Genomic DNA, 25937 nt, shown 5'->3' with positions numbered 1-25937 from the left:
TGGCGAGCGCCACGGCGGCAAATTTATCAGAATCCTGCCAATATCTGTGTTAACGTCATTTTATTGCCCCCTGTTGAGAATGATTATGTCGAAAAGCATCAAGATCCTGCTGCTGGCGGGACTCCTTGGCTTCTCCTCCACCAGCTTTGCCCTGAGCGAATCCGAAGCGGAAGATCTGGCTGATCTGACGGCGGTTTTTGTCTATCTGAAGAATGATTGCGGCTATCAGGATCTCCCCGATGCGCAGATTCGCAAGGCTCTGGTGTTTTTCGCCCAGCAGAATCGCTGGGATTTGAGTAACTACAGCACCTTCAACATGAAAGCGCTCGGCGAAGACAGTTATAAAGATCTGAGCGGCATCGCCATCACCAACGACAAGAAGTGTAAGTCGCTGGCACGGGATTCCCTGAGCCTGCTCGCCTACGTGAAATAACCTGCTGCCCCGCTCTCCTGCTGAACATTTGACCGTGCAACCACGGTCATAATTCGCTATGATTTGCCGCCCATTTTCATGGCGATGTCATTACAGGAGAGCCTCATCATGGCCCAAAATGAAATGTGGTATGAAACCCTTCATGCCGGTTTCGGACAATATTTCACGGTTGATAAAGAACTCTACCGTGATAAAACCGCGCATCAGGATCTCGTCATCTTCGAAAATGCGGCTTTCGGTCGCGTTATGGCGCTGGACGGCGTGGTACAAACCACCGAGCGTGATGAATTCATTTACCATGAAATGATGACCCATGTACCGATTCTGGCGCACGGGGCGGCGAAACGTGTGCTGATCATCGGCGGTGGCGATGGTGCCATGCTGCGCGAAGTATCACGTCATCGCAGCATCGAACAGATCACCATGGTGGAGATCGATGCGGGTGTGGTGAGCTTCTGTAAGCAGTACCTGCCGAACCACAGCGCAGGGGCTTACGACGATGCACGTTTGCAGCTGGTGATTGACGATGGCGTCAACTTCGTCAATCAGACGCAGGAAAAATTCGATGTGATCATCTCCGACTGTACCGACCCGATCGGTCCGGGAGAGAGCCTGTTCACTTCGGAGTTCTATGCCGGTTGCAAAAACGCCCTCAACCCTGGCGGCATTTTTGTGGCGCAGAACGGCGTCTGTTTTCTGCAACAAGATGAAGCGGTTAACAGCCATCGCAAACTCAGCCACTACTTTTCCGATGTCAGTTTTTATCAGGCAGCGATCCCGACCTACTACGGCGGCATCATGACCTTTGCCTGGGCAAGCGACAATCCGGCGCTGCGCACGCTCGACAGCGCGACCTTGCAGTCACGTTTTGTGGCCGCTGGCCTGAACTGCCGTTACTACAATCCGGCAATCCATACTGGCAGCTTTGCCCTGCCGCAATATCTGTTGAATGCCCTGTCAGACGCGCGCTGATCGGACATTTATAAGGGGGTGAACGAAATTGCAAAAGCTAAAACTACATGGCTTCAACAACCTGACAAAGAGCCTGAGTTTTTGTATTTACGATATTTGCTATGCAAATACTGAAGCTGAGCGTGATGGTTACATCGCTTATATTGATGAGCAATATAACGCCAACCGTCTGACCGAAATCCTGACAGAAACCTGCTCGATCATTGGTGCTAACGTGCTCAACATCGCGCGCCAGGACTATGAACCACAAGGCGCGAGCGTCACCATTTTGGTGAGCGAGGAGCCGATGGATCCGAAAGATATCGATAACTCAGAGCACCCCGGCCCACTGCCTAACTCGGTTGTCGCCCATCTCGATAAAAGCCATATCTGCGTGCATACCTATCCGGAGAGCCACCCGGAAGGCGGATTATGCACCTTCCGCGCCGATATCGAAGTCTCGACCTGCGGCGTGATTTCCCCGCTGAAAGCGTTAAATTATCTGATTCACCAGCTGGAATCCGACATCGTCACCATTGATTATCGCGTGCGTGGTTTCACCCGCGATGTGAATGGCGTGAAGCACTTCATTGATCATGCGATTAACTCGATTCAGAACTTTATGTCTGACGATATGAAATCAATGTATGACATGCTGGACGTGAACGTTTACCAGGAAAATATCTTTCATACTAAGATGTTGCTGAAAGAATTTGACCTGAAGCATTACCTGTTCAATACCAAACCGGAAGATCTCAGCCCGCAGGAACATAAGCGTATAACCAGCTTGCTGTGGAAAGAGATGCGGGAGATTTATTACGGCCGCAATATTCCGTCGGTGGGCCTGAAGCCAGGAGCGTTCTGACACCTTTCACGGAAATGGTTCAGTCAACTTAGACGTTATCTTTACCATTTTTTATGGCGGGCAGCAGCCCGCCAATACTTTGATGCCGCGAAAATTTATCAAAAAAATCATTATTAAGATGAACTTTAGTACCACCCATTAATAAACACACGCCCGTGTGGTATCAGTTATCATTTTGTATAAACAGAAATGTTCGTCTACTCTTCGTATGTACAAAAGATTGAATATTATTTCATATACATAAGACTGATAGCAGAATAAATGATACATCATCCGTAATAACTCTGAACGGGGTTGTGGACATGAACATTTTCACGCGAAATACTCTCTGGGTATTATTCTATCTATTTTTCACTGCCGGTCCGTTATTTATTCTGCTGATAGGTCCACTCCCACCACCCAGGGATTTCTGGACAGAATTTTCCGCTGCTGCAGGTTATACTGGTCTGGCAATTCTTGGATTGCAGGTTGGTCTCACCGCCCGCTTTCGCGCGGTGACGCGCCCCTGGGGGGAAGATACTATTTATCATTTTCATAAACAAATGTCTTTTATTGCTTTGGTCCTGATTATTGCCCATCCTGTCATCCTTTTTATTTTACGACCGGAAAGGCTTGCGCTGCTCAATTTCATTGATGCTCCCTGGCGGGCACGCTTCGCGGCAATATCGACCTATTCGCTTATTGCATTAATTGTGATGGCACTATGGCGTGTAAAACTGAAAATTAACTATGAGACCTGGCACTACACTCATATTATTCTGGCGGTTTTAGCGATTGGTGGCGGTTTACTTCATACGATTGCCTGGGGATTCTATTTAGATGCGCCATTAAAACGCGCCTTGTGGACAGGATTAGCCATTCTCTGGTGCTGCCTGCTGATTTATACACGCATCGTCCGGCCTTTTCTGATGTTGCGAAAACCCTACCAGGTCATCGCAACGCGCCATGAACGGGGAGGTAGTACAACGCTGGTGATGCAACCTATTGGTCATAAAGGATTTCCATTTATCCCTGGTCAGTTTGGCTGGCTGAACGTCTGGGGAAGTCCTTTCAAATTGACCTCTCATCCCTTCTCCTTTTCATCCAGTGCGGAAATCGCGAAAGAGTCGATTGAAATGACCATACAAGATGCTGGCGATTACACCAGGAAGATCAGAAATGTGACTGCGGGTAAGCGTGTTTATATTGATGGTCCCTATGGTGCATTCACTGTGGGTAATCCGGCGGATATGCATGTATTAATTGCCGGAGGAATTGGTATTACCCCAATGATGAGTATCATCAGAACGTTTGCCGATAATGGTGATAAGCGTCCGATAATACTGATTTATGGCAATAAAAACTGGGATGTCATTACCTTCAGAGAAGAACTGGAAGCCTTGTCAGGCAGGATAAATCTACAGGTCATACATGTTCTTGAACACCCGCCGAAAAACTGGACGGGAGAGACCGGCATCATTACCAGTGAGCTGATAGAGCGTTATATTCCAGCGCCATATGAACAACATGAATACTTTATCTGCGGCCCGAACAGAATGATGGATGAGATTGAAAAAACACTGTCTGCATTACATGTTCCGTTAGCGAAATATCACTCAGAACGCTATCACTTTGTATAAAGAGGCCAAAATGCGTAAATTATTTGCCGATCTTCTTATTTTTATCACGGCCGTGATAATACTGGCACTGATGATATTCTTTGCATATAGCAGAGTCTATTTTTGAACATTTCCCTGAAATGATCACCGCTCATCGCCTGTAGAATTAACATCATACAAAACGGTATGCAGAAAATAGTATGTGTAATCGGTAATCGTGCTCAGGAATGAGTCCGGCGCCTTCGCGCCTGAACTCTTGAGCCACGGCAGGGGAGGAAAATCGTTTTATTCCGTCAGTTGCAGCGCAATACCGCGTTCACGCAGGCTATGGCATACCGTCTCATCCAGCCGTGCATCGGTGACGATGTCGGTCAGGCTGTCAATCGGTGCCGCGCAAAACAGCGACCAGGAACCGTATTTGCTGCTGTCCGCCAGCAGAATCCGCCGCCGGGCATTCGCCAACAGATCCATCTTCAGACCGGCCTTCTCCTCGGTTGGCGTGGTTATCCCGCGTTCAATGCTCCACGAGTTACAGCTGACAAAAGCGATATCCGGATTGATGCTACGCAACAGACGGCGGCCATGTTCACCAATGCACGACTGGCTGGAATCGTCGATACGCCCGCCGATGATAGTGACTTCAATCTGTTTGAATTCTGACAGGAACAGCGCGATATGCAGATCGGCGGTAATCACCCGCAACGGCAAATGGGTCAGCTGACGCGCCAGTTCCAACATGGTGGTACCGGCATCCAGCACTACCGCATCCCCGGACTGCACAAAACCAGCGGCAAAATGGGCGATCGCCTGTTTTTCTGCCAGGTTACGCTGCATTTTTTCCAGCGTGGTCGGCTGGGCGGGAATAAAACGATTTAAGGTCACGCCGCCATGACTGCGGCTTACCACGCCTTCCTTGTCCAGCTTAATCAGATCGCGGCGAATAGTGGCCGGTGAGGCAGAAATGGCACTCACCAGCTGTTCAACAGTAACCAGATTATGGCTTTTCAGATAATCCATAATCTGGTCGAGGCGACTTTGTCCCTTCATATTTCCCTATGCAAGTTGCATCGCGAGTTTGATGGAGATCGCCATGCTCGCAGAGTTCGCCTTACCTGTCCAGGCGATATCAAAGGCGGTGCCGTGGTCTGCTGAAGTGCGGATAAACGGCAGCCCGGCAGTGATATTTACACCATCATAAAAACCGAGTAATTTCAGTGGAATATGCCCCTGATCGTGATACATCGCTACCACCATATCGTACTGGCCTTGCTGACATTGCAGGAACACCGTATCCGGCGGGCACGGGCCGTACACATCAATGCCTTTTTCCTTCATCGCCCGGATAGCCGGTGCCACGGTAGTGATCTCTTCATCGCCGAACAGGCCGTTTTCACCGGCATGCGGGTTAACCCCCGCTACCGCAATGCGTGGCTTGTCGAACCCAACGCGACGCAGGAAGCTATCCGCCATGCCGATCACCGTTTCAATACGTGGCCGATTCAGGGTATCGAGGAATTTACGCAGCGCAATATGGGTAGTGACGTGAATCACCTTCAGATGGTCGGTATACAGCACCATGGCGTAATTTTTGGTATTGGTCAGTTGCGCCAGCAATTCGGTGTGTCCCGGATAGATATGCCCCGCCGAATGCAGCGCTTCTTTGTTCAGCGGTGCGGTGGCAATGGCATGGACTTCCCCGGCCAGCGCCAGCTCGGTGGCACGTTTCACACAGCGCCACGCCAGATCGCCCGCTTCCTTCTGTACCACACCGGGCTTCAGTGCGTCCGGATTCGCCAGCGGCTCATCAATCACGTTGATGATGCCTGGCGCAAAGTGCGCATCTTTTACCTGATCCAGCACGCGCAGTTCGACCTGCGGCGTAATGTTCAATCCCATCACCCGACGCAGCGTACTGGCGCAGCCAACCACCACCGCAGGCACGCCTGCCAGGTCGCCTTCCGCCAGCGCTTTAATGATGATCTCCGGGCTGATGCCCGCCGGATCGCCCATGGTCACCGCAATAATTTTATTCACTCGACTTCTCCTCAATAAAACGAATGGCTTCTAGCAGGGTGTTTTCGTCACCAAAGCCACCCGCTTTGGTCATCACCGGCAGGTGTAAATCACTATTAAGCAGAACCCCGTGCGGCACACAGCCCGCCACCAGGCCCTGAATCTGGAAACCACTGGCACCGAGTGCCTGCGCCACGGCGATCGCAACATCACCGCCGGAAAGATACAGCCCGGCAGGTTGATGATCGCGGCAGACCGTGTTGGTCAGCTGCGCCAGAAACTGGCAAATCTGCTCGCCCAACTGCTGGCGCGATAGCTGATGCTGCTGGCACAGCGCATCTATCTCATGGCGCTGCCCGGCATGTTGCGTGGTGCGAACCACGCAGTGGTGACCGGCGTGCAGCGCCTGTTGCATCTCCTGCTGCCAGACGCGGGCCTGCGGCCATGCGGGCTGGGCAAACAGCTGGCGGATATCAATATCGATGATACGAATGGCGCGCTGGCTGGCGAGCCTGTCAATCTGCTGCTGCGCAATGGCGCTCATCGAACCGACGATCGCCAGCACCGGTCGTGCCGGTCGTCCGGCAAGATACTCACCGAGCGCATCACCGAGACCAGACGCGCCAGCCAGCAATGGGCGGGTTTTCAGCATCGCGGCAGCCTGCATCAGCAAGGTCAGATCAGCATCCTGCTCGATATCAATCACCACCAGCCCGTGCATCGTAGCCAGCACCTGAGCAAGTTTGCCGCTACGCAGCGTGGCAAGATCTATCACCTCACCGGGCAAATCGCTCTGCATTTGCAGGCGTGTCAAAACATGGCTGCTGGTGACCGGCGTCTTCGGGTCGCTGGCAAATTCGGTGTCGGTCAGGCGCTGCTGGTTGATCCACACTTCACCGTTGCGCGTGGTACGCCCGAGTTTCGGCACCGCCGGTACCACCAGCGCCAGCGCTTTGCCACTGGCCTGCAATGCTGCGGCGATCTCTGCGCCGGGGTTGCCACGTAACGTGGAGTCAATCTTCTTGAACAGCCAGCCATCCTGAGCCATCGCCTGATGCTGCTGCACCGCCTGACGGGTGCGTTCGGCCGCGTCGGTTGCACTCACCGCCCGGCTGTCGGTGCTAATGACCAGCACATCTGCAGCACCGGCATCGTGCGGTGTCTGGCTATCAAACAGCACATGGACGCGCGCACCTGCCCGGGCCAGCCCGCTTCCCGCATCGTTAGCGCCGGTAAAATCATCGGCAATTACCAGCACCGGCGTTTTCCATGGTTGTGAATGCATTCTCTCTCCTGTCACGGGCAGCTTGCCGTATTGAGATTGATTATATTAAATCATGATTGATTATATGTGAGCAAGATCAAATTAATTGAAATCAATATGCCCTATAAATTCAGGCACAGTTAGTGACAGATATCGCATTGCATTGAGCAATAACAATCAATCAGTGCGATAACACCGGGAAAAGGGTACGAAATGAATATCAACAGCACCGTGATCAGCGGCTACCAGGCACTTAATGACCTCAGCTACCTGCTGAAAGGTAAGCAAAAAGCTCTGCTGGTTACTGATAAGAATATAGAGGGCATTCCGGCAGTACAGACGTTAATCGCCCAGCTGAAGCAGCAGATTGCCAGCCTCAGCCTGGTCAATAGCGTGCCACCGGAACCGAGCCAGCACGATGTGACGGCGATCGTCGCGGCCCTGCCAACCACTGATGTCGATCTGGTGATTGGCGTGGGTGGCGGTAGCGTACTGGATGTCGCCAAGCTGCTGTCTATTCTGTGCGTAGCAGGCGCACCCAACCTCGATGCGCTGCTGGCAGGGGAAAAACCGCTGACTCGCACCACCTCGCTGTTGATTCCCACCACCGCCGGTACCGGTTCTGAAGCCACGCCCAACGCCATTCTGGCGCTCCCGGAGAAAGAGACCAAAGTCGGCATTATCACCCCGGTGATGCTGCCGGATTACGTGGCACTAATACCGGAGCTGACCACCAGCATGCCGCCGCATATTGCCTCTTCAACCGGTATCGATGCGTTGTGTCACCTGATTGAGTGCTTCACCGCCACGGTGGCGAACCCGGTCAGCGATAACTACGCGATGATCGGCATGAAGAAGCTGTTTGCCAGCCTGGAAACCGCCGTTGCCGAACCGGGCAATCTCGAAGCGCGCCTGAATATGCTGTGGGCGTCTTATTACGGTGGCGCGTCAATTGCCCATGCCGGTACGCACCTGGTACACGCCATGTCTTATCCGCTGGGCGGCAAATATCACATCCCGCACGGCGTCGCCAACGCCATCCTGCTGGCACCCTGCATGCGTTTCGTGCGTCCGGCAGCGGTGAGCAAGTTTGCTCAGGCCTACGATTTACTGCCCGATGCCGATCTCCAGCTGGATGAAGAGGCGAAGTCGCACGCGCTGGTGGAGTATTTCGCCGCGCTGGTGCAACGCCTGAAGCTGCCGGCCAGCCTGGAAGAACTGGGTATCGGCCCGGATCACCTGCCCTATCTGGTGGAAGCCGCGCTCGACGTGCAACGCCTGATGAAGAATGTACCGATGAAAGTGAGCGCCGATGACGTACGAAACGTCTACCTGACGCTGTTTCCGGCATTGAATCACTAAGGACTATCGAGGAAATCATGAGTAACAAAATCCAGGGCGTACTGACCGCCATTGTCACCACCTTCGACCGCGACGGTGCCTTCAACTCTGCGACCCAACGTGAGCAGGTCAGGCGTCAGCTGAGCGCCGGTAACGGTATTTTCTGCGGCGGTACCAACGGCGAATTCTTCGTGCTGAATGAGCAGGAGAAGCTGGCCGTCACCGAAACCTGTGTCGATGAAGTCAACGGCAGTGCGCCTGTCGTGGCCCACATTGGCGAGATCTCGACGCGTGAAACCATCCGTCTCGGTAAGCAGATTGAGAAGCTGGGCGTGGATGCGGTGTCGGTGATCACCCCGTATTTTGTGCCGCTGAAACAGGATGAGCTGATTTATCACTATCAGAGCGTGGCCGATGCGCTGAGCGTCCCGCTGTTTCTCTACAACATCCCGGCGCGTACCGGCAACACGCTGCAACCGGAAACCGTGCGCCAGCTGGCTGCGCATCCCAACATCATCGGTATCAAAGACAGTGCAGGCAGCTATGAGAGCCTGAGCGGTTTCCTCAAGGCAGCGGAAGGTATCGAGGGTTTTGATGTGCTGAACGGCCCGGATTCCTTAATCCATCAGGGCTTTGTCGATGGCTGCTCTGCCTGCATCTCCGGCCTTGCCAACGTAGCACCGAAAGAGATCAACGCCATCTGGGCACGTTTCCATGCTGGTGATATTGAAGGTTCGCGTCTGGCGCAAGAAAACGTCACTGGCCTGCGTACCGATCTTTACAGCATCGGGTTCTCCCCGGCAGCAGTGAAGAAAGCCCTCTCCCTGCTGGGTTATGACGTAGGCGACAGCCGCTATGCGGTGCGCTTCTCTGCCGAAGAAGAGCAGAAGATCCGCCAGGTAGTGAACCAGTATTTGCAGTAACGGCCGTCAGGGCAGCCGCTGCTGCCCTTGCCTGTTCCACTTTTTACACCGGGAAGCGTTATGAAAGTCATCTGTACCTCACCGTCATTCGCCAAATATGACGCCACACCAATTACGACCTTACAGCAGCAGGGTTTCGAGCTGATTACCCTGCCGGCCGATGCCCCGCTCAGCGCGCTGGAACCTCATCTGGCTGACACCGTAGCGATGATTGTCGCCTTTACCGACGTGAATGAAGAACTGCTAAGCAAAGCGCCGCTGCTGAAGATTGTCTGCAAGCACGGCGTTGGCGTCGATAACATCAACCTCGACGCCACGCGCGCACGCGGCATCTATGTCACCAACGTGCCGGACGCCAATAAGCACGCCGTGGCCGACTTTGCCTTTGCGCTAATTCTCAACAGCGCACGCCAGGTGACTCAGGCCGCCGTAGATACCCGCGCCGGTCACTGGCCACGCATTTTTGCCACCGATGTGTATGGCAAAACCCTCGGTATCGTCGGTCTGGGCAACATTGGCAAGCAGGTCGCATTGCGTGCCAAAGGATTCAACATGCGCGTCATCGCGTTTGATTTCTACCCGGATGCAAAATTCGCTGCCGAACACGGCATTGAATTCGTCGATATGGAACAACTGACCGAAGCGAGTGACTTCATCACTCTGCATACCCCGCTGACCAACGAAACGCGCAACCTGTTCGATGCGGCACGTATCAGACGCATGAAGAAAAGCGCCTTCCTGATCAACGTGTCACGCGGTGGCGTGGTGAACGAACAGGATCTGTTCCAGGCATTGCAAGACAATGTGATTGCCGGTGCCGCTGCCGACGTATTTGAGCAGGAACCGCTGGCGGAACACCCGCTGTTCACGCTGAGTAACTTTATCCCAACCTCGCACATCGCGGGCTACACCGACGGAGCCATCAGCGCCATCGGCGAACGTTGCGTGATGCAGATTGTGCAGTGCATTAAACAGGGCGAACGCCCGGTGAACGTGATGAACGGGCTGGCTTAAAGGCCGCCCGGCTCAACCCTACGAAATGTCTGGTGGATTATTATTATGAACAACACCTCTCGCATTCGCTGGTGGATCGCAGGCCTGATGTGGCTGGCGGTTGCCATTAACTATATTGACCGTACTGTACTCTCTGCTGCTGCCCCACATCTGATCAAAGAACTGTCGATCAATCCCGAAATGATGGGCGTGATCATGGCTGCGTTTTTCTGGTCGTATGCGCTGCTGCAGATCCCGGCGGGCTGGTTTGCTGACCGCTTCGGTCAGAAAAAAGGTCTCGGCATTGCTGTCGGCTGGTGGTCCATCGCCACCATGGCGATGGGGCTGGCGACAGGCTTTAAATCATTGCTGGCGCTGCGCCTGGCACTGGGTGTTGGTGAAGCCGCCGCTTACCCAAGCAACGCCGGGATCGCCGCACGCTGGTTCCCGGATCGCGAACGCGCAACGGTTTCTGGCCTGTTTGATAGCGCCTCCAAGTTTGGTGGGGCCGTCGCCATGCCGCTGATCGTCTGGATGATCGCCATGTTTGACTGGCGCATCACCTTCCTCGCCATCGGCGCGATCGGTTTGTTCTGGGTGATCGCCTGGTACTTTATCTACGCGGAAAATCCGGAAGATCATAAAGCGATCAGCCGCGACGAAGTTCACCTGATCCGTGATGGCCAGGCCAACAAGCATGGCGATAAAAGCGTGCTGCCGATGAAATGGTACAAGCTGCTGCGCTATCGCAACATCTGGGCGATGTGTATTGGCTTCTTCACCATTAACTACACTTCCTATTTCTTTATCACCTGGCTGCCAACCTACCTGGTGAAAGACAAAGGCATGGATTTCCTGAAAATGGGCATGGTGGCTGCTCTGCCGCTGATTTGCGGCATGGTGATTGAAGTGCTGGCGGGCTGGGCATCGGACCGTATGGTGCATAACAAAGTGCTGTCTCTCACTGCCACCCGCAAACTGTTCCTGACCATTGGCCTGCTAATGGCGCTGTGTATCGGTTTCGCTCCCTTCACCGATTCGGTATTTATGACGGTACTGCTGCTGTGTATCGCTAAATCCGGCACCACCGTGGCGGCTTCCCAGGTGTGGGCACTGCCGGGTGACGTCGCCCCGAAAAACAGCGTGTCGATTGTTGCCGGTTTACAGAACACCGTCTCGAATATGGGCGGCGCGGTGGGTCCGATCATTACCGGTGCCATCGTCGGTGCCACCGGTCACTTCACCTGGGCACTGGTGTTCTCCGCCGTGCTGGTGGTGATTGGCATCCTCAACTACCTGTTCCTGATGGGCAAAGTTGAACCGATCGTGGATGAGGAAAAAGTTCATCATCCACACACCCTGACCAGCGGCGCGTAAGTGCCCTGCCACGCCGCATCGTCCTGATGCGGCGTCCTTTTTCCTCATGAAAAAACATTGGCTACAATCGTGAGAATTTGACAGCCATCAATGAATATTTATCGGTAACCCCTTAAATTTATTGCTCTTTAATGGATGAAACAAAGCAATCAGGATAAGGACATCACCGTAATGAAAACTAAATTAAGTTTTCTGGCTATTAATATAGTCGTCGCCAGCCTCTTCTCCCCTTCCACTTTTGCCGATTCGGCGAATACATCTGCCCTAAAAAACCACATTCTTTCGGCCAGCCCCATTGAATCACCACCGGGAGAGTTACATCCTGATTACGGAAAATTACGAGAAGCCTGTGTCCCCGCTGCGGGCAAAATGCCCGAATGGGTTGATGGTGAGATTGTATCGGTGCCGTGGTATCAACACTGGCTTAATACCACAGTGTCACTCTGCGTTAATCTGAGGAATATAGAAAAAGATCAAACCATTCCTTTTGAAAAAATACATTGGCGTGAAAGCTCAGAATTACTTTTTCGCACCAGCGGTTCAACGTTAACATCCACCCCCTCTATTCCTGATATTTTCTTAAAAGGCTTTTTCCCGTGGCAGCCAGACGGTGGAAACCTGGCTATGGTGAGTGGTATTTCCACCCAGGAATCAGGTATCACCAGCACCAGTTATAATATTATGCACACCCGTTTCTTCGGTGTGAACACCTATATTATTGATGCGCCGGGTGGGATTGATGTTGATAATAGTTTTGGCATCAACGAACAGGAAATTGCCTTCCCTGGCGGTATCCAACCTGATTACATTCATGGGGTAATCGCATCATCGGAAAAAGACTGGTGGGGCAAATCATGGGCAGGGATAGACTACTATCTGAATCCACACTATCGAAACTTCGCTCCCAGCCAACCCGGTCAGATCGATTTAATCCTTTCCTCCACTGGAAGAGCGCTTTTTGCGCCGGGGAGCGAATAGAGATTTCGGTGATAATGACATTCATTTTTTACTGGATGGGAAGCCGATAAATCCAGGGATAATTCGTCTGCCCGAGAAAAAAAGTATGACATTAGCGGCTGTTGATGCCGAACGGAAATACATACCAATTTCTTACTGGTATATATCTGGACTGGGTACAGTGGCAGCAAATAAAAATGAAAACCCATCCTGTATTAAATTACCAGGCGGCATGAGTTACCATAGCACCCTCATTACCCAGGCAGTACAGCACTATAAACAGCTGCCAGATGCCAGTGATAAGCCCTGTCTGCTGGCCAACAGTCCAGAATTGGTTGCACTGAAAGATAAATCGTTTACCGACACGGGTAATTTAAAAGATTATTCCCTGCGATATCTGGATGAAGGATCACAGGGTGGATGGCAGGTTGAGGGAGGAGCATTTATATTTTCCGCTAAGGGTGCACATACGGAAAGTGAATCTCAGGCTTTAGAGTTGAGCCGCGCGGAATATGAGGGTAAAAATTATTATCTTTATCCCGGAAAAATCTCACAAAAAGTCAGCTTTATTAAACCCGATACGGAGAGAAGTGCTCATCTGAAATCGGTCCTGTTATTTCGTTTAGGCAATAACACCCAGCCGTGGTGCGCAAAACCCGCTGACAGCCAATGGCAGGGAAGCCAGCCATTTCTGCAGGGCAGCCAGGATGTTGAAGTGACGGTCAAACTTGAGGGCCAGGAGCTACCGGTTGCCCAAAACCGCTATAATCTCGGCACCAGCCCTGAATTCGTCATCGACCAGGTTGGTAAACGTAAACACGCCAGAATGAACCCGCAATGGCAATCTTACGCCCTGGCACTGGATCTACCGGAACCCCACGAAGACCTGCATTTAACCATTGAATTTGCATCGAAAAGCAAGGAACTGGCAGCCTGCGGAGCACTGGTTTCCGATGTGGATATGGTCTCCACTTATGGCATAGACAGGGACTGGAATTAACGACCTTTTATCGGGCCGAAAGGCCCGATTGGGGGAGAAGAAGTGGCAACCGGTTATTTCCCGGCCAGAAATTGCCGGTATGCTGCAATCACCGCCAGAAAATCCTCGACGCCGCAGAATGACAGACTCTCTTCGTCGTAATAGGTCATCCCCTCTTCCAGCCCGTCGTCTTCTAACGCCAGCTGATTGGCCCGGATCATCACCTCTTCTTCATCAAGCCATAATGTGTATTCATGGCCGACACGTTGCCATTGCTGATGGGTGCCTTTTACCTGTTGCGCGGCGGCTTCGACGTCATCCAGCAAAGCCAGATTTTCATCAACCTCTTCGTTGAACCAGTGCCCCACCGCTTCGTGGTCCATCGACATACGCACTTTGACCTTACCGGTCAGATCGCGCAAAAATTCATACTCCATGTGTATAACCTCTTACCAATGGCGCGCCGCGTGGCACTGCCTGAATTCATTTTGTGCGCAACACGCTGAATAAAGTGGGATCGCGCTCGCATTATGTCAGGCCACGGCAGAGGAAAAAAGGGCGTAAAAAAAGGGGCGATTTGCATCGCCCCTTTACTGAGTTTACAGCCGATTACAGCGCGGTCTGGAAGATCACGTTATCTGCTTTATCGGTGTACTGATTCAGCTGGTCAAAGTTGAGATAGCGGTAGGTATCTGCCGCTGTCTTATCAACCTGAGTCATGAACTGCTGATACTCGTCCGGCGTCGGCAATTTGCCCAGCAGCGATGCAACCGCCGCCAGCTCCGCAGACGCCAGATAGACGTTGGCACCGGTACCGAGACGGTTCGGGAAGTTACGGGTCGAGGTGGATACCACCGTCGCACCGTCCGCAACACGCGCCTGGTTACCCATGCACAGCGAACAACCCGGGATCTCAATACGCGCACCGCTCTTACCAAATACGCTGTAGTAGCCTTCTTCCGTCAGCTGTGCTGCATCCATCTTGGTTGGCGGAGCCACCCACAGACGGGTCGGCAGCTGGCCTTTGTGGCTGTCCAGCAATTTACCGGCAGCACGGAAGTGACCGATGTTGGTCATGCAGGAACCGATGAACACTTCATCAATCTTCTCGCCCTGCACATCAGACAGCAGACGCGCATCGTCCGGATCGTTCGGCGCACACAGGATCGGCTCTTTGATTTCCGCCAGATCGATGTCGATCACCGCTGCATATTCGGCATCGGCATCACCTTCCAGCAACTGCGGATCGGCCAGCCATTTTTCCATGCCTTCAACGCGACGCTCCAGCGTACGACGATCGCCGTAGCCTTCAGAGATCATCCACTTCAGCAGCACGATATTCGAGTTGAGATACTCAATGATCGGCTCTTTATCGAGTTTGATGGTGCAACCCGCCGCAGAACGTTCAGCAGAAGCATCGGTCAGTTCAAACGCCTGCTCCACTTTCAGTTTCGGCAGACCTTCGATTTCCAGCACGCGACCAGAGAAGATGTTTTTCTTGCCTTTCTTCTCAACGGTCAGCAGACCCTGTTTGATCGCGTACAGCGGGATCGCATGCACCAGATCGCGCAGGGTAATGCCTGGCTGCATTTCGCCTTTGAAGCGCACCAGCACTGATTCCGGCATATCCAGCGGCATGACGCCCGTCGCCGCAGCAAACGCCACCAGACCAGAACCGGCCGGGAACGAAATACCAATCGGGAAACGGGTATGCGAGTCACCACCGGTACCCACGGTATCCGGCAGCAGCATACGGTTCAGCCAGCTGTGGATCACGCCATCACCCGGACGCAGCGACACACCGCCACGGTTCATGATGAAGTCTGGCAGGGTGTGATGCGTGGTCACGTCTACCGGTTTCGGGTAAGCGGCAGTATGACAGAAGGATTGCATTACCAGATCGGCTGAGAAGCCGAGGCAAGCCAGGTCCTTCAGTTCATCACGGGTCATCGGACCGGTGGTGTCCTGAGAACCGACCGAGGTCATTTTAGGTTCGCAGTAAGCGCCTGGGCGGATACCATCGACGCCACAGGCGCGACCGACCATTTTCTGCGCCAGTGAGAAGCCACGGCTGCTGGCGGCGACATCTTTCGCTTGCAGGAAGACATCGCTGTGCGGCAGACCCAGGGACTCACGTGCTTTAGCCGTCAGGCCACGCCCGATAATCAGCGGAATACGACCGCCTGCGCGAACTTCATCCAGCAACACTTCAGTTTTCAGTTCGAATGTCGCCAGCACTTCATCGGTATCGTGATTACGCACTTCACCTTTATACGGGTAGACGTCAATCACATCGCCCATACTCAAACGGTCAACGTCCACTTCGATCGGCAGTGCGCCAGCATCTTCCATGGTGTTGAAGAAGATCGGAGCGATTTTACCACCGAGGCACAGACCACCGCCCTTCTTGTTGGGGACATACGGAATGTCATCACCCATAAACCACAGCACCGAGTTGGTGGCGGATTTACGCGAAGAACCGGTACCCACGACGTCACCGACGTAAGTCAGCGGGAAGCCTTTCTGCTGCAGTGCTTCGATCTGTTTGATCGGACCAATGTTACCAGCATCGTCGGGTTCGATGCCTTCACGCGGGTTTTTCAGCATCGCCAGCGCGTGCAGTGGAATATCCGGACGAGACCATGCATCCGGTGCCGGAGAGAGGTCATCGGTGTTGGTTTCGCCGGTCACTTTGAACACGGTGGTGGTGATTTTTTCTGCCAGTTTTGGACGCTTCAGGAACCATTCTGCATCGGCCCAGGACTGGATAATTTTTTTCGCGTGGGGGTTACCCGCTTTGGCTTTCTCTTCGACATCGTAGAAGTTATCGAACATCAACAGCGTATGGGACAGGGCTTCTGCAGCAATCGGCGCCAGTGCCTCATCATCGAGGGATTCAATCAATGCGTGGATGTTATAGCCACCCTGCATGGTGCCCAGAAGTTCGACAGCTTTTTCAGGAGTAACCAGAGGAGAGTGGGCTTCGCCCTTTGCGACCGCTGCCAGGAACCCGGCTTTTACATAGGCCGCTTCATCAACACCTGGCGGGACACGGTTGACCAACAGGTCAGTAAGGAATTCTTCTTCACCCGCTGGCGGGTTTTTCAGCAGTTCAACCAGCGCGGCCATTTGGGAAGCATCTAACGGCTTAGGTACGATTCCCTGGGCAGCACGCTCGGCAACGTGCTTACGGTATTCTTCTAGCACGACGTTCTCCTCGCTCTCATTGTATAGCTTTCCGGTGCACCCTGTGACGCAGTCCAAAAGTAGGGTGAGGTGCCCGGTTCCGCGTCGGCCAGCATAGCAGCATTTCGGCTGATTGTTAATCTGTTTACAAAAAAGCAACATCCTTTGGTTAAGCAGCAGATTCCGCTGAAGTTGAACCCCATCACGAAAAAAAGCAGGCATCAGATGCCTGCTATGTTGCGTCGCTCGCGCTGCTTCTTAACGATCAACCAGCACAAACTCCGTGGCGTTATAACGCTCACCCTGAATCTGTTGCGGATCAAATAGCACATCCAGCGCGCTAATGTCAGCGTTGCTTAATTGCAGGGCTGTGGCAGCACAGTTTTGCTCCAGATGGGCAATTTTACTGGCCCCCGGAATCGGCACAATAAACTCGCCTTTCGCCAGTACCCAGGCCAGTGCCAGTTGCGCTGGCGTGGCGTCATAACCTGCAGCCAGCTCTGTCAGCTGATTCACTAACTTCTGGTTATGCGTTTGAGCGTCCTGCTGGAAACGCGGCAGATAACGACGGAAATCATCCTCAGCCAACGTTGCCGCAGCGGGGAATTTACCGGTCAGAAAGCCACGTCCCAGCGGGCTGTAAGGGACGAAACCGATATTAAGCTCGCGGCAGGCAGCAAAGATCTCCTGCTCCGGATCGCGCGTCCATAACGAGTATTCACTTTGCAGCGCGGAAATCGGATGTACCGCACAGGCACGGCGCAGGGTCGCCGGGGAGACTTCCGACAAACCGAGGTATTTGACTTTGCCTTCGCGCACCAAATCGGCCATCACGCCGACCACCTCTTCAATCGGTACCGCAGGATCAAGACGATGCTGATAGAGCAGGTCGATACTTTCCACCCCAAGCCGCTGCAGCGATCCCTCGACCGCACGGCGAATATGTGCCGGATCGCTGTTGGCTCCCGTCACACGCTCCCAACCCTCCCCTTGCTCATTGATACGGAAACCAAACTTGGTCGCCACTTTAATGTCTTTACGCCCCTTCAGGGCTTTTGCCAGCAAGGTTTCATTGGTGAAGGGGCCGTAAACTTCAGCCGTATCGAGAAAATCGACACCCAGCTCAAAGGCGCGGGCCAGGGTATTCAGCGCCTGTTGCTCATCATTGGGACCGTAGGCGAATGACATCCCCATGCAGCCCAGCCCCAGTGCCGAAACCTGTAATCCCTGATTGCCTAATTGACGTTGTTGCATTGTTTCATCCTCTTCGCTGTCAGTGTTATTGTTATAACCCTCAACAATGACTGCAACAATTGAGGCATTTTTGCCGATTTAGTGAGTGAAATTCAGTAATGAGTCAATATCGCGCCACGCTACAGGAACTGGAGATGTTTGCCGCTATTGCCCAGCATCTGAGCTTTCGTAAAGCCGCCGCAGAACGCAATATCACGCCGTCGGCACTTAGCCACGCGATGCGCAATTTTGAACAACGCCTCGGCATACGGCTTCTCAACCGCACCACACGCAAAGTGGCACTGACGGCCGCCGGGGAACGCTTTCTCCTCCGTATCCAGCCCGCATTGCAGGATCTGGCGCAGGCAGTTGATGAACTGAATGACTGGCGTAGCGATCCGCAAGGGAACCTGCGTATCAGCATTCCGCGCTCTGCCGAAGCCCTGTTTTTCCAGTCGCTCATTCTGCCGTTTATGCAGTGCTTTCCGCAGATCAGCGTGGAAATCGACAGCAACGACGCGCTGCTGGACATTGTCACGGCCGGTTTTGACGCCGGTGTCCGTTATGGTGCCGTGCTGGCGCAGGATATGGTGGCCGTACCGTTTGGCGAACCGATGCGTGCCGTGGCGGTCGCCACCCCGGAATTTATCGCCCACCACGGCGTGCCGCAGACCCCCGCAGAGTTACTGCACTTTCCCTGCATCGAGCGACGTTTTCCCAGCGGGCGTCGCTATCGCTGGGAATTCTGGCAGGATGGACAGAAACAGGAGGTGGCCGTGCGCGGCTCCCTGATACTGGACAATAACGAGCGGATTCTGCAAGCCGCACTGGCGGGTGCAGGCATTGCTTTTTTGCATCAGGGCACAGTGGCTGAAGCGCTGCAAAGCGGAGAACTGGTGGAAATCCTGCCGGAATTTACCCAGGTAGAAGAAGGCTTCTGGCTTTATTATCCCAGCCGGAAATATATCCCTACGCCACTACGCTATTTTATTGACTGGCTTAAAGAGAACAGGAATATAAATAACATTTCCTGTTAGTAGATTAATTAAATAAAAAATTAATTCTGACAAAAAAGAATAAAAATAACAGGTGAAAATAATAAAAAAAAGATTAGACTGCCTGCGGGCGCTTGAGACAATCTGTCTTAAGCATCAGAAATGATATTGAGGTGGGTTGTGGAGAGTTTGCTCGCGGGATTAATTTTACTTAACCACCGCGAGCGAGCGACTACCCTACACCTAAGCAATGTCAGGGTAGTCTCTTGCTCGCTTTAAATCAAGGAGCAAGTGACGATGAGGTCAACATTCGGCAAACTGATTATCAGCGGAGTCATTTTATTAGGACTCTGTCTCATCAACCGCAATTCATTATGTGAATTACGATTGAGGATATTCACAGCTGAATTATCAGCGGTTATGGCCTGTGAAGGCAGACCGTAAAACTTCATTAAGCGGGGATTCGTCCCCGCTTTTCCGTCACTGCCGGGGCGTTAGCTCAGGCGCCCATTTCATTATTTAATTTAAATGAACACATAATAAAAAACGGCTCCCTTAAGGAGCCGTCTGTTTATTTCTCAGCGCTTATTTCTTTTTCGCTTTCGGGTTCGGCAGGTCGGTAATGCTACCTTCGAACACTTCCGCCGCCAGACCAACGGATTCATGCAGCGTTGGGTGCGCATGGATGGTCAGCGCGATGTCTTCTGCATCACAACCCATTTCGATAGCCAGACCGATTTCACCCAGCAGCTCGCCGCCGTTGGTACCGACAATGGCACCACCGATAACACGGTGAGTTTCTTTGTCAAAAATCAGTTTGGTCATACCGTCAGCGCAGTCAGAAGCGATAGCACGGCCAGAAGCAGCCCACGGGAAGGTGGAAACTTCGTAGCTGATGCCTTTTTCTTTCGCTTCTTTCTCAGTCAGACCCACCCATGCCACTTCTGGCTCGGTGTAGGCGATTGACGGAATCACTTTCGGATCGAAGTAATGCTTCATACCGGCGATAACTTCAGCCGCTACGTGGCCTTCATGCACGCCTTTGTGCGCCAGCATCGGCTGACCCACGATGTCACCGATAGCGTAGATATGCGGCACGTTGGTGCGCATTTGCTTATCGACGCGGATGAAACCACGGTCGTCCACTTCCACACCCGCTTTACCAGCATCCAGGCCTTTACCGTTCGGTACGCGGCCAATCGCCACCAGCACCGCGTCATAACGCTGGGCTTCAGTTGGCGCTTTTTTACCTTCCATGGAAACGTAAATACCGTCTTCTTTCGCTTCAACGGCCGTTACTTTGGTTTCCAGCATCAGGTTGAATTTCTTGCTGATACGTTTGGTGAAAACTTTCACCACGTCTTTATCGGCAGCCGGGATCACCTGGTCAAACATTTCAACCACGTCAATCTCTGAACCCAGCGCATGGTAAACGGTACCCATTTCCAGGCCGATAATACCGCCGCCCATCACCAGCAGACGCTTCGGTACTTCTTTCAGTTCCAGCGCATCAGTGGAATCCCACACGCGCGGATCTTCATGCGGAATGAACGGCAGTTCAATCGGACGCGAACCGGCAGCAATGATGGCGTTGTCGAAGGTGATGGTGGTTGCACCGCCTTCACCTTCTACCACCAGCGTGTTGGCACCGGTGAATTTACCCAGACCGTTCACCACTTTCACTTTACGGCCTTTGGCCATACCAGCCAGACCGCCGGTCAGTTGGGTGATGACTTTCTCTTTCCAGGTACGAATTTTGTTGATGTCGGTTGAAGGCTGGCCAAACACGATGCCGTGTTCTTCCAGTGCTTTCGCTTCTTCAATCACTTTCGCTACGTGCAGCAGCGCTTTTGACGGGATACAGCCTACGTTCAGACATACACCACCGAGGGTGCTGTAGCGCTCTACCAGTACGGTTTCCAGACCTAAATCAGCGCAACGGAAGGCTGCAGAGTAACCTGCAGGACCTGCCCCAAGTACCACGACTTGAGTTTTAATCTCTGTACTCATCATGACCTCTTATTAGATTTCCGGCGGCCAGACGCGAACCTGTCCCAGGCTCTGGATGCCCTTATTCCACCGGCACATTTCACCGCAAGAGTTTACAGAATTGTTAACAAACTGCCAACCGCGGCAACTCTGAATGCGTACAACAAGGCCGGCATTTGCCGGCCTTGATTAACTTCACATCACCAGACGGCGAATGTCCGACAGCATGTTGTTGATGATGGTGATAAAGCGTGCACCATCAGCACCATCGATCACGCGGTGGTCGAAGGAAAGAGAGATTGGCATCATCAGACGTGGTGCAAACTCTTTACCGTTCCATACCGGTTCCATCGCAGACTTGGACACACCGAGGATAGCCACTTCCGGCGCGTTAACGATTGGCGCGAAGTGCGTGGTACCGAGGCCACCCAGGCTGGAAATGGTGAAACATCCACCCTGCATGTCGCCTGCGGTCAGCTTGCCGTCACGCGCTTTTTTCGAAACAGCCATCAGTTCACGAGACAGTTCAGTGATGCCTTTTTTGTTCACATCTTTGAACACCGGAACCACCAGACCGTTCGGCGTATCGACCGCCACACCGATGTTGATGTATTTCTTCAGCGTCAGTTTCTGACCGTCTTCAGACAGTGAACTGTTGAAGCGCGGCATCTGCTCCAGCGCTGCCGCCACCGCTTTCATGATAAACACCACCGGGGTGAATTTCACATCCAGCTTACGTTTCTCGGCTTCGCTGTTCTGCTGTTTACGGAACGCTTCCAGATCGGTGATGTCGGTTTTGTCGAAGTGGGTAACATGCGGAATCATCACCCAGTTGCGGCTCAGGTTGGCACCAGAGATTTTCTGGATACGGCCCAGTTCCACTTCTTCGATTTCGCCGAACTTACTGAAATCAACTTTCGGCCACGGCAGCAGGCCTGGCAGGCTACCACCGCTGGCAGCAGCAGCCGGTGCAGCTTCAGCGCGTTTAACCGCGTCTTTCACGTATGCCTGCACGTCTTCTTTCAGGATGCGACCTTTACGACCGGTGCCTTTGACTTTCGCCAGGTTGACACCGAACTCGCGCGCCAGGCGACGAATCACCGGCGTGGCGTGGACGTAAGCATCGTTCTCAGCAAAATCACTTTTCGCATCGGCTTTCGCCGCAGCCGGAGCCGGTTGCGCAGCTGTCGGGGCCGGAGCCGCTTCCTGTTTCGCAGCCGGTGCAGCAGCAGCAGGCGCAGCGCCTTCTACTTCGAACACCATGATAAGCGAGCCGGTTTTAACTTTGTCACCGGTAGCCACTTTCAGCTCTTTAACGGTGCCCGCAAACGGTGCCGGAACTTCCATCGAAGCTTTGTCGCCTTCAACCACAATCAGAGACTGTTCAGCGGAGACTTTGTCGCCCACTTTCACCAGCACTTCAGTGACTTCAACTTCATCACCACCGATGTCAGGGACGTTGACGTCTTTCGCGCCAGCCGCCGCTGCCGGGGCGGGTGCCGCAGCCGGGGCAGGTGTCGCAGCAGCAGGCGCAGCGCCTTGCGCTTCAAACACCATGATAAGTGAACCAGTATTCACTTTGTCACCGGTGGCAATTTTGATCTCTTTCACCACGCCCGCGAACGGTGCCGGGACTTCCATGGAAGCCTTGTCGCCTTCTACGGTGATCAGAGACTGCTCAGCCGCTACGGTATCGCCGACTTTGACCAGAATCTCGGTCACTTCAACTTCGTCACCGCCGATATCCGGCACATTAACGTCTTTGCTGACCGCTGCCGCAGCAGGTGCCGGTGCAGCTTCCGCTTTCTTCTCTTCTGCCGCCGGTGCAGCTGTTGCTGCACCCTCTGCGTCAAAGATCATGATGAGCGAACCGGTTTCCACTTTGTCACCGGTAGCAATTTTGATTTCTTTCACCACGCCAGCCTGCGGCGAAGGCACTTCCATCGAGGCTTTGTCGCCTTCCACAGTGATCAGCGACTGTTCGGCTTCTACCTTGTCGCCCACTTTGACCAGGATTTCGGTGACTTCAACTTCATCTGACCCGATATCCGGCACTTTAATTTCGATAGCCATTACTCTCTTACCTCTTAAGCCAGACGCGGGTTAACTTTATCGGCATCGATGTTGAATTTGGTGATCGCTTCTGCCACCACTTTCTTATCGATTTCGCCGCGTTTAGCCAGTTCACCCAGTGCTGCAACCACGACATAAGATGCATCCACTTCGAAGTGGTGACGCAGGTTCTCACGGCTGTCAGAACGACCGAAACCGTCGGTGCCCAGTACGCGGTAATCGCTGGCTGGCACGTAGCTACGAACCTGTTCAGCAAACAGTTTCATGTAGTCAGTTGACGCCACGGCAGGAGCCTCATTCATCACCTGAGCGATATAAGGTACACGCGGAGTTTCTGTCGGATGCAGCATGTTCCAGCGCTCACAATCCTGGCCATCACGCGCCAGTTCGGTGAACGAGGTCACGCTGTAGACGTCAGAGCCGATACCGTAGTCTTTCGCCAGGATCTGCGCTGCTTCACGCACGTGGCGCAGGATAGAACCTGAACCCAGCAGCTGCACTTTGCCTTTGCTACCTTCTACTGTTTCCAGCTTGTAGATACCTTTACGGATACCCTCTTCCGCACCCTGCGGCATCGCCGGCATGTGGTAGTTTTCGTTCAGCGTGGTGATGTAGTAGTAAACGTTTTCCTGCGCTTCGCCGTACATACGTACCAGGCCGTCATGCATGATGACTGCCACTTCGTAGGCATAAGACGGATCGTAAGAAATACAGTTCGGGATAGTCAGCGACTGAATATGGCTGTGACCATCTTCATGCTGCAGACCTTCACCGTTCAGAGTGGTACGACCGGAGGTGCCGCCCACGAGGAAGCCACGCGCCTGCTGATCGCCCGCCAGCCACATCAGATCGCCGATACGCTGGAAGCCGAACATTGAGTAATAGATGTAGAACGGAATCATCGGCAGATTGTTGGTGCTGTAAGAAGTCGCCGCCGCCAGCCAGGATGAACCTGCACCCAGCTCGTTGATCCCTTCCTGCAGAATCTGGCCTTTCTCGTCTTCTTTATAGTAAGCAACCTGCTCGCGGTCCTGCGGGGTGTACTGCTGACCGTTCGGGCTGTAGATACCAATCTGACGGAACAGACCTTCCATACCAAAGGTACGGGCTTCGTCCGCAAGAATCGGCACCAGGCGATCTTTGATCGACTTGTTCTTCAGCATCACGTTCAGCGCACGCACGAAGGCGATGGTGGTGGAGATCTCTTTGCTCTGCTCTTCCAGCAGCGCACTGAACTCTTCCAGCGCCGGCATTTCCAGCTTCTCAGTGAAATGCGGCTGACGCGTCGGCAGGTAGCCGCCCAGCTTCTCACGCTGACCATGCAGATAGTTGTACTCTTCAGACCCTTTTTCGAAGGTCACGTACGGCAGTTTTTCAATGTTTTCATCGGCTACCGGCACATTGAAGCGATCGCGGATGTAGCGAACGCCATCCATGTTCATCTTCTTCACCTGGTGAGCGATGTTTTTGCCTTCCGCCGTGTCGCCCATACCATAACCTTTGATGGTATGCGCCAGAATCAGGGTCGGCTGGCCTTTGGTTTCCTGCGCTTTTTTCAGTGCCGCGTAGACTTTCTTCGGATCGTGACCACCGCGGTTCAGGGCGAAGATCTCTTCGTCTGACCAGTCTTTCACCAGCGCAGCGGTCTCCGGATATTTACCGAAGAAGTGCTCACGCACGTATGCGCCATCGCGTGATTTGAAGGTCTGGTAGTCGCCATCGACGGTTTCGTTCATCAGCTGAATCAGCTTGCCACTGGTGTCTTTCTTCAGCAGCTCATCCCAGCGTCCGCCCCAGATCACTTTAATCACGTTCCAGCCAGCACCAGCAAAGATGCCTTCCAGCTCGTTGATGATCTTGCCGTTACCGGTTACCGGGCCATCCAGACGTTGCAGGTTACAGTTGATGATGAATACCAGGTTATCCAGTTTTTCACGGACCGCGATAGTGATCGCGCCTTTGGATTCCGGTTCATCCATCTCACCATCACCGAGGAAGGCGTAGACCGTCTGATCGGCGGTATCTTTCAGACCACGGTGCTCAAGGTATTTCAGGAATTTAGCCTGATAAATCGCATTGAGTGGACCAAGACCCATAGAAACCGTCGGGAACTGCCAGAATTCAGGCATCAGTTTCGGGTGCGGATAAGAAGAGAGACCGTTGCCGTGTACTTCCTGACGGAAGTTGTTCATCTGTTCTTCGGTCAGACGGCCTTCAAGGAACGCACGAGAATAGATACCTGGAGAGATATGGCCCTGGAAGTAAACCAGATCGCCGCCATTTTTCTCGCTGCGTGCACGGAAGAAGTGGTTAAAGCACACTTCATAGATCGTCGCAGAAGACTGGAATGATGAGAGGTGACCACCCAGCTCCAGATCTTTCTTCGACGCACGCAGCACCGACATGATGGCGTTCCAGCGAATTGCGGAACGGATACGACGTTCAAGGGAGGCGTTGCCCGGATAGTCCGGTTCGTCTTCAACGGCAATAGAGTTGATGTAGTTGCTGACAGCAGAAGAACCTGCTGCAACTTTTACGCCGCCTTTGCGTGCAGCACTTAATACCTGGTCAATCAGATACTGCGCGCGCTCAACACCTTCTTCACGGATGACCGATTCGATCGCCTGTAGCCAATCACGAGTTTCGATCGGATCCACGTCATTGTGTAAACGTTCTGACATGGGGTGTATTCCTTATCTGTGTCTAATACGTTGAATTGTCAGGAGCCTGTCTGCTTGTGCTTTGCTTCAGTTCACAGCACAAGAAG

The 25937-nt window shown here is 53.2% G+C and carries 21 protein-coding genes; 12 read left to right on the top strand and 9 right to left on the bottom strand.

Annotation, left to right across the window (positions count from 1 at the left end; translation table 11 throughout):
* The first annotated feature begins 85 nt into the window (after nt 1-85).
* The 4 genes from AC6I8X_RS03930 to AC6I8X_RS03915 all read left to right on the top strand — a co-directional run bounded on the left by AC6I8X_RS03930 (nt 86) and on the right by AC6I8X_RS03915 (nt 3868).
* Nucleotides 86-433, top strand: coding sequence for a YacC family pilotin-like protein (locus tag AC6I8X_RS03930; RefSeq protein WP_084872772.1), 348 nt, complete (start codon nt 86-88; stop codon nt 431-433).
* 108 nt (nt 434-541) lie between these two features.
* Nucleotides 542-1405 (top strand): polyamine aminopropyltransferase, encoded by an 864-nt coding sequence (gene speE, locus AC6I8X_RS03925; protein WP_299457380.1) that lies wholly within the window; start codon nt 542-544, stop codon nt 1403-1405.
* A 28-nt stretch (nt 1406-1433) separates the two neighbouring features.
* The gene (speD, locus tag AC6I8X_RS03920; protein ID WP_313689639.1) at nt 1434-2249 is read left to right on the top strand and encodes an adenosylmethionine decarboxylase; all 816 of its coding nucleotides are present in this window, start codon (nt 1434-1436) and stop codon (nt 2247-2249) included.
* 302 nt (nt 2250-2551) lie between these two features.
* Entirely contained in the window at nt 2552-3868 is a 1317-nt protein-coding gene (locus tag AC6I8X_RS03915; RefSeq protein WP_497840605.1) for a ferredoxin reductase family protein, read from the top strand.
* 264 nt (nt 3869-4132) lie between these two features.
* Here AC6I8X_RS03915 and AC6I8X_RS03910 read toward each other — a convergent pair whose 3' ends face one another.
* The 3 genes from AC6I8X_RS03910 to dtnK are packed head-to-tail and all read right to left on the bottom strand — an operon-like array spanning nt 4133 to nt 7145.
* Entirely contained in the window at nt 4133-4894 is a 762-nt protein-coding gene (locus tag AC6I8X_RS03910; RefSeq protein WP_310617693.1) for a DeoR/GlpR family DNA-binding transcription regulator, read from the bottom strand.
* Between the two features lie 6 nt (nt 4895-4900).
* Nucleotides 4901-5881, bottom strand: a complete 981-nt coding sequence (locus AC6I8X_RS03905; protein ID WP_497840604.1) for a D-threonate 4-phosphate dehydrogenase — start codon at nt 5879-5881, stop codon at nt 4901-4903.
* Nucleotides 5874-7145, bottom strand: a complete 1272-nt coding sequence (gene dtnK, locus AC6I8X_RS03900) for a D-threonate kinase (protein ID WP_313688181.1) — start codon at nt 7143-7145, stop codon at nt 5874-5876. The genes AC6I8X_RS03905 and dtnK overlap by 8 nt, the downstream gene beginning before the upstream one ends.
* 192 nt (nt 7146-7337) lie before the next feature.
* Between dtnK and AC6I8X_RS03895 the strand changes: the two genes are divergently transcribed.
* The 6 genes from AC6I8X_RS03895 (at nt 7338) to AC6I8X_RS03870 (ending at nt 13715) form a co-directional block, all read left to right on the top strand.
* Nucleotides 7338-8486, top strand: a complete 1149-nt coding sequence (locus AC6I8X_RS03895) for an iron-containing alcohol dehydrogenase (protein WP_497840603.1) — start codon at nt 7338-7340, stop codon at nt 8484-8486.
* A gap of 17 nt (nt 8487-8503) precedes the next feature.
* The gene (locus AC6I8X_RS03890) at nt 8504-9388 is read left to right on the top strand and encodes a dihydrodipicolinate synthase family protein (RefSeq protein ID WP_497840602.1); all 885 of its coding nucleotides are present in this window, start codon (nt 8504-8506) and stop codon (nt 9386-9388) included.
* Between the two features lie 60 nt (nt 9389-9448).
* Nucleotides 9449-10402, top strand: coding sequence for a phosphoglycerate dehydrogenase (locus AC6I8X_RS03885; protein ID WP_313688175.1), 954 nt, complete (start codon nt 9449-9451; stop codon nt 10400-10402).
* Nucleotides 10403-10447: 45 nt separating this feature from the next.
* A complete protein-coding gene (locus tag AC6I8X_RS03880; RefSeq protein WP_313688173.1) occupies nt 10448-11758 on the top strand; it encodes an MFS transporter in 1311 nt (436 codons plus the stop codon).
* Nucleotides 11759-11929: 171 nt separating this feature from the next.
* Nucleotides 11930-12736: a scabin-related ADP-ribosyltransferase gene (locus AC6I8X_RS03875; protein ID WP_497840601.1), complete on the top strand. Its 807-nt coding sequence runs from the start codon at nt 11930-11932 to the stop codon at nt 12734-12736.
* 85 nt (nt 12737-12821) lie between these two features.
* Nucleotides 12822-13715 (top strand): hypothetical protein, encoded by an 894-nt coding sequence (locus AC6I8X_RS03870; protein ID WP_497840600.1) that lies wholly within the window; start codon nt 12822-12824, stop codon nt 13713-13715.
* Nucleotides 13716-13768: 53 nt separating this feature from the next.
* On the opposite strand, the gene yacL is transcribed toward AC6I8X_RS03870, so the two are convergent.
* The 3 genes from yacL to AC6I8X_RS03855 form a co-directional block, all read right to left on the bottom strand.
* Nucleotides 13769-14131, bottom strand: a complete 363-nt coding sequence (gene yacL, locus AC6I8X_RS03865) for a protein YacL (RefSeq protein WP_313688169.1) — start codon at nt 14129-14131, stop codon at nt 13769-13771.
* Between the two features lie 172 nt (nt 14132-14303).
* Nucleotides 14304-16901 carry a bifunctional aconitate hydratase 2/2-methylisocitrate dehydratase gene (gene acnB / locus AC6I8X_RS03860; RefSeq protein ID WP_497840599.1) on the bottom strand — a complete coding sequence of 866 codons (2598 nt, stop codon included), beginning with the start codon at nt 16899-16901 and terminating at the stop codon, nt 14304-14306.
* A 237-nt stretch (nt 16902-17138) separates the two neighbouring features.
* Nucleotides 17139-18134, bottom strand: a complete 996-nt coding sequence (locus AC6I8X_RS03855) for an aldo/keto reductase (protein ID WP_497840598.1) — start codon at nt 18132-18134, stop codon at nt 17139-17141.
* A gap of 98 nt (nt 18135-18232) precedes the next feature.
* Here AC6I8X_RS03855 and AC6I8X_RS03850 point away from each other — a divergent pair, with 98 nt between their 5' ends.
* Together AC6I8X_RS03850 and AC6I8X_RS03845 are read left to right on the top strand one after the other, a co-directional pair.
* Complete coding sequence (locus AC6I8X_RS03850) at nt 18233-19150, top strand: LysR family transcriptional regulator (RefSeq protein ID WP_497840597.1); 918 nt, start codon at nt 18233-18235, stop codon at nt 19148-19150.
* Between the two features lie 255 nt (nt 19151-19405).
* Nucleotides 19406-19552 carry a Hok/Gef family protein gene (locus AC6I8X_RS03845; RefSeq protein ID WP_367187771.1) on the top strand — a complete coding sequence of 49 codons (147 nt, stop codon included), beginning with the start codon at nt 19406-19408 and terminating at the stop codon, nt 19550-19552.
* 141 nt (nt 19553-19693) lie between these two features.
* Here the strand turns inward: AC6I8X_RS03845 and lpdA are convergent, their stop codons facing one another.
* From lpdA to aceE, 3 genes are all read right to left on the bottom strand, one after another.
* A complete protein-coding gene (lpdA, locus tag AC6I8X_RS03840; protein ID WP_313688378.1) occupies nt 19694-21118 on the bottom strand; it encodes a dihydrolipoyl dehydrogenase in 1425 nt (474 codons plus the stop codon).
* A gap of 174 nt (nt 21119-21292) precedes the next feature.
* A complete protein-coding gene (gene aceF, locus AC6I8X_RS03835) occupies nt 21293-23170 on the bottom strand; it encodes a pyruvate dehydrogenase complex dihydrolipoyllysine-residue acetyltransferase (protein ID WP_497840596.1) in 1878 nt (625 codons plus the stop codon).
* A gap of 14 nt (nt 23171-23184) precedes the next feature.
* Nucleotides 23185-25851, bottom strand: coding sequence for a pyruvate dehydrogenase (acetyl-transferring), homodimeric type (gene aceE / locus AC6I8X_RS03830; RefSeq protein ID WP_299457410.1), 2667 nt, complete (start codon nt 25849-25851; stop codon nt 23185-23187).
* Nucleotides 25852-25937: the final 86 nt, after the last annotated feature.

This window comes from Pantoea sp. X-Soil-TKNS-1280 (assembly GCF_059730475.1).
This window is presented reverse-complemented; position numbering and strand designations above follow the sequence as displayed.

Excerpts from the sequence above, each read along its gene's own strand:
- speE (WP_299457380.1), top strand. The coding sequence starts at position 542 with ATGGCCCAAAATGAAATGTGGTATGAAACCCTTCATGCCGGTTTCGGA.
- AC6I8X_RS03910 (WP_310617693.1), bottom strand. The coding sequence starts at position 4,894 with ATGAAGGGACAAAGTCGCCTCGACCAGATTATGGATTATCTGAAAAGC.
- aceF (WP_497840596.1), bottom strand. The coding sequence starts at position 23,170 with ATGGCTATCGAAATTAAAGTGCCGGATATCGGGTCAGATGAAGTTGAA.
- yacL (WP_313688169.1), bottom strand. The coding sequence starts at position 14,131 with ATGGAGTATGAATTTTTGCGCGATCTGACCGGTAAGGTCAAAGTGCGT.
- AC6I8X_RS03850 (WP_497840597.1), top strand. The coding sequence starts at position 18,233 with ATGAGTCAATATCGCGCCACGCTACAGGAACTGGAGATGTTTGCCGCT.
- AC6I8X_RS03880 (WP_313688173.1), top strand. The coding sequence starts at position 10,448 with ATGAACAACACCTCTCGCATTCGCTGGTGGATCGCAGGCCTGATGTGG.
- AC6I8X_RS03875 (WP_497840601.1), top strand. The coding sequence starts at position 11,930 with ATGAAAACTAAATTAAGTTTTCTGGCTATTAATATAGTCGTCGCCAGC.
- AC6I8X_RS03855 (WP_497840598.1), bottom strand. The coding sequence starts at position 18,134 with ATGCAACAACGTCAATTAGGCAATCAGGGATTACAGGTTTCGGCACTG.
- lpdA (WP_313688378.1), bottom strand. The coding sequence starts at position 21,118 with ATGAGTACAGAGATTAAAACTCAAGTCGTGGTACTTGGGGCAGGTCCT.
- AC6I8X_RS03885 (WP_313688175.1), top strand. The coding sequence starts at position 9,449 with ATGAAAGTCATCTGTACCTCACCGTCATTCGCCAAATATGACGCCACA.
- aceE (WP_299457410.1), bottom strand. The coding sequence starts at position 25,851 with ATGTCAGAACGTTTACACAATGACGTGGATCCGATCGAAACTCGTGAT.
- AC6I8X_RS03915 (WP_497840605.1), top strand. The coding sequence starts at position 2,552 with ATGAACATTTTCACGCGAAATACTCTCTGGGTATTATTCTATCTATTT.
- AC6I8X_RS03890 (WP_497840602.1), top strand. The coding sequence starts at position 8,504 with ATGAGTAACAAAATCCAGGGCGTACTGACCGCCATTGTCACCACCTTC.
- AC6I8X_RS03870 (WP_497840600.1), top strand. The coding sequence starts at position 12,822 with ATGACATTAGCGGCTGTTGATGCCGAACGGAAATACATACCAATTTCT.
- AC6I8X_RS03895 (WP_497840603.1), top strand. The coding sequence starts at position 7,338 with ATGAATATCAACAGCACCGTGATCAGCGGCTACCAGGCACTTAATGAC.
- AC6I8X_RS03845 (WP_367187771.1), top strand. The coding sequence starts at position 19,406 with ATGAGGTCAACATTCGGCAAACTGATTATCAGCGGAGTCATTTTATTA.
- AC6I8X_RS03930 (WP_084872772.1), top strand. The coding sequence starts at position 86 with ATGTCGAAAAGCATCAAGATCCTGCTGCTGGCGGGACTCCTTGGCTTC.
- dtnK (WP_313688181.1), bottom strand. The coding sequence starts at position 7,145 with ATGCATTCACAACCATGGAAAACGCCGGTGCTGGTAATTGCCGATGAT.